The sequence below is a fragment of the Corynebacterium sp. HMSC036D03 genome (genome assembly GCF_001836185.1).
Taxonomy (GTDB): Bacteria; Actinomycetota; Actinomycetes; order Mycobacteriales; family Mycobacteriaceae; genus Corynebacterium; species Corynebacterium simulans.
This window is the reverse complement of record NZ_KV827719.1, coordinates 1-394: the sequence shown is the minus strand read 5'-3', so window position 1 is coordinate 394 and position 394 is coordinate 1. Positions and strand designations below refer to the sequence as shown.

1 pseudogene is annotated in these 394 nt (G+C 49.7%); it reads left to right on the top strand.

What is annotated here, in order from left to right:
- A pseudogene (locus HMPREF2692_RS02565) lies at positions 1 to 394 on the top strand (IS3 family transposase); the annotation flags it as partial.

Below are 394 nucleotides of genomic sequence, written 5' to 3'. Positions count from 1 at the left end.
AACGCGAAGCTGCGCGAAGAACGCGATATTCTGCGCAAGGCCGCGAAATATTTTGCCGAAGAGACACGCTGGTGATCCGCTTCCAGTTTGTCTATGACCACCGAACCGAGTACTCGGTCAAGCGGATGTGCCATGTGTTAAAGCTCAATCGCTCCTCGTTTTATAAATGGGTCAACACCCACGAAAATCGCAGGTTAAAGATATGTTCCGATGCCCTTATTGGTGCAAGAATCAAGGCCATCTTTGATGATGAGAACGGGCTTTATGGTGCTAAACGCATCGCTGCAAGCCTCAACGACGATACGGACTTCGGCCCGATCAACCATAAGAAGGTTGCGCGCATCATGAAATCCATGGGGCTAAAAGGCTTTAGCAAACGGCGTCGATGCATTAC